At 76.0% G+C, this 2,843-nt stretch carries 2 protein-coding genes and 1 pseudogene; 2 read left to right on the forward strand and 1 reads right to left on the reverse strand.

Going from position 1 to position 2,843, the window contains the following annotated elements:
• A pseudogene (locus tag AB6N23_RS17935) lies at positions 1–542 on the forward strand (DNA primase); the annotation flags it as partial.
• A gap of 65 nt (positions 543–607) precedes the next feature.
• Here the strand turns inward: AB6N23_RS17935 and AB6N23_RS17940 are convergent.
• Positions 608–1,402: a transglutaminase-like domain-containing protein gene (locus AB6N23_RS17940; protein WP_412867324.1), complete on the reverse strand. Its 795-nt coding sequence runs from the start codon at positions 1,400–1,402 to the stop codon at positions 608–610.
• Between the two features lie 323 nt (positions 1,403–1,725).
• On the opposite strand from AB6N23_RS17940, the gene AB6N23_RS17945 reads away from it, so the two are divergent.
• Positions 1,726–2,739 (forward strand): pirin family protein, encoded by a 1,014-nt coding sequence (locus tag AB6N23_RS17945; protein ID WP_412867325.1) that lies wholly within the window; start codon positions 1,726–1,728, stop codon positions 2,737–2,739.
• The last annotated feature ends 104 nt before the right edge of the window (positions 2,740–2,843 follow it).

A 2,843-nucleotide genomic window follows, 5' to 3' on the forward strand; every position in this document is an offset into this window, starting at 1 on the left:
GCCGGGACGCCGCCCCCGAGCCCGTCCGCGTGGCGCGCATGGCCACGCCCGACCGCCGCGACCCGGTCGCGCAGGTCGAGCGCACGGCCCTCGAGGTGGTGCTGCAGGCGCCGCTGCTCGTGCCCGCGGACTTCGACGCGCTCGCGCCGGACGCCTTCGCCGCCCCCGCGTACCGCGCGGTGCACGAGGCGGTGCGCGCCGCAGGTGGCGTGGCGGGTGCCCGCGCCCACGTCGAGCGCGCCGGCGGTGCGGCGACGGCGTGGGTCGGTGCCGTGCTGGAGGAGGCGGCCGAGCCCGTGCACGCCCTCGTCACCGAGCTGTCGGTGGCCCCGCTGCCCGAGGACCGCGAGGAGGCACTGCCCGGCTACGTGCGCGGCGTCGTCATGCGCCTCGTCGACATCGGCTACACGCGGCAGATCGCGGACGTGCGCGGGCGGCTGCAGCGGATGGGACCGGACGCCGACCCGGCCGCGTCCCGCGCCCTGTTCACCGAGCTGCTCGACCTCGAGGGCCGCCGCCGCACGCTGCGCGAGAGCGCCTGACCGACCGCTCGGCGCAGCGTGACCGGCGCAGCGCAGCGTGACCGGCGCAGCGCAGCGCGACCGGCTCAGCGCAGCGCGACCAGCCCGGTGCCGTCGTCCTCGGCGCGCGCGTCCGTCACCGCGGTCACGGTCATCGACCGCAGCCGCAGACCGCCGCCGTAGTAGGACAGGAAGGCCGTGTCGGTCGCGTCCCGGCCGGTCGCGATGCGGAGCATCGTCGGCCGCGGCGCGAGCCGGGTGGCGTCCACGACGTGCCACGCACCGTCGACGTACGCCTCGGCCACCGCGTGGAAGTCCATGGGCCGGAGCCCGGGCGCGTACACGGACACGAGTCGGGCGGGCGTGTCGCACGCGCGCAGCAGCGCGACGACGAGGTGGGCGAAGTCCCGGCACACGCCGCGGCGCTTGAGCAGCGTGTCGGTCGCGCCGTCGGTCGGCAGGCTCGACCCCGACAGGTAGGTGACGTGCCGGCCGACCCACGTCACGACGGCGTCGAGCAGCTCGGCGCCGACGAGGCCGGCGAACTGGTCGCGCGCGAAGGCGAGCAGACGGTCCGACTCGGCGTAGCGGCTCGGACGGCGGTACTCGACGAGGTCGACGTCCTCCACGGGTACCGGCTCCGCATGGCCGGTCACGGTCGCGCGGTAGTCGACCACCACGCGGCCCGCCGGCGCCCACACCCGGTGCATGCGACCGCCGTGCGGCAGCTTGATCTCCTCGACGTCGAGCGGCTCGTCGTCGGTGCGCACCACGAGGTCCTCGGAGCGTTCGAACGGTCCCTCCGCGACGGCGACCGCGAGCAGCATCTCGAGCGGCTGACGCACGTCGAGCGAGAGGTGACAGGCCACGGAGCGCAGCACGGCCGACGCATCCTTCCCCGGCGCACGGGCCGGACGACACGGAGGGGGTTCTGGGGGACTGCGGGGTGCTGCCACGCGGTGCCGGCGCGCGGTCGGGCGGACCTCCGGACGCGCACGGCCGACGGTGGCCGCGGCGTGACGGACGAAAGCACGGCCGAGCGAGGTGGTGGAGCGGGGGAACCCGCCGGACGGGCGGCGGTGACGCAAGTGTGGGGCTCCGCGCGCCCCTCGTCCAGCCCGTCGCCCGGGTGAGGCGTCGCCGCAGGTCAGGACGCTGATCGGTGGGGGATCGGCGTCGCCGCGCGGGTCCGTACGCTGGGTCCGTGACGAACCTGGACCCGGCCCCGCGCGAGCAGGTCTGCACCAGCGCCCCCGACGGCCCCGTGGCGACGTCGGCTGACCGCGGCGTCGAGCTCGTGGAGCCACGCGACGTGCCGCTCGGCGGACCGCGTGCGATGACCGTCCGTCGCACGCTGCCGTCACGCGCCCGCTCGCTCGTCGGGCCCTTCTGCTTCGCCGACCACTACGGCCCGGACGACGTCGCCGCGACCGGCGGCATGGACGTGCCGCCGCACCCCCACACCGGCCTGCAGACGGTCACGTGGCTGTTCGAGGGCCAGGTGCTGCACCGCGACGCGCTGGGCAGCGAGCAGACGATCGTCCCGGGCCAGCTCAACCTCATGACCGCCGGGCGCGGCGTCTGCCACTCCGAGGAGGGCACGCCCGCGCTCGCCGGCGCGTCGGGACGCCTGCACGGCGTCCAGCTGTGGACCGCCCTGCCGGACGCGCACCGCCACGGGCCCCGCGACTTCGAGCACGTCGCGCGTGTGCCGGCCGCCGAGGTCGACGGTGCACGGGTCCAGGTCTTCCTGGGGTCGCTCGCCGGCGCGACGTCGCCGGCGCGCCGGTACTCGCCGCTGGTCGCCGCGCAGGTCGACGCGCCCGCCGGCGCCACGGTGCGGCTGCCGGTCGACCCCGCGTTCGAGCACGCGCTGCTCGTCGACACCGGCGACGTCACGCTCGACGGCACGGCGGTGCCGCCGGCATGGCTGGGCTACGTGGCACCCGGCCGGGACGCCGTCACCCTGCGCACCGGCGACGCGCCCGTGCGCGCCGTGCTCATCGGCGGCACGCCGTTCGACGAGCAGGTGCTCATGTGGTGGAACTTCGTCGGCCGCACGCACGAGGAGGTCGTCGAGGCCCGGGCGCAGTGGCAGGCCGCGATCGCGGGCGACCCGGCCGGCGTCGAGCGGTTCGGCGTCGTCAGCGGGTACGGCGGCGGCGCGCTGCCGGCCCCCGAGCTCCCGCACGTGCGGCTGCGGCCGCGCGACCGCTGACCAGGGCCAGTATCTTAAACACATATCAGAACCCACGACACAAATAAGCCGAACGCCTATTGCCAGTTGTGAATGGATAAGTGGGGGGGGGGGGGGTGGGGGGG

The organism is Cellulomonas pasadenensis, assembly GCF_047229365.1.
Classification (GTDB): Bacteria; Actinomycetota; Actinomycetes; order Actinomycetales; family Cellulomonadaceae; genus Cellulomonas.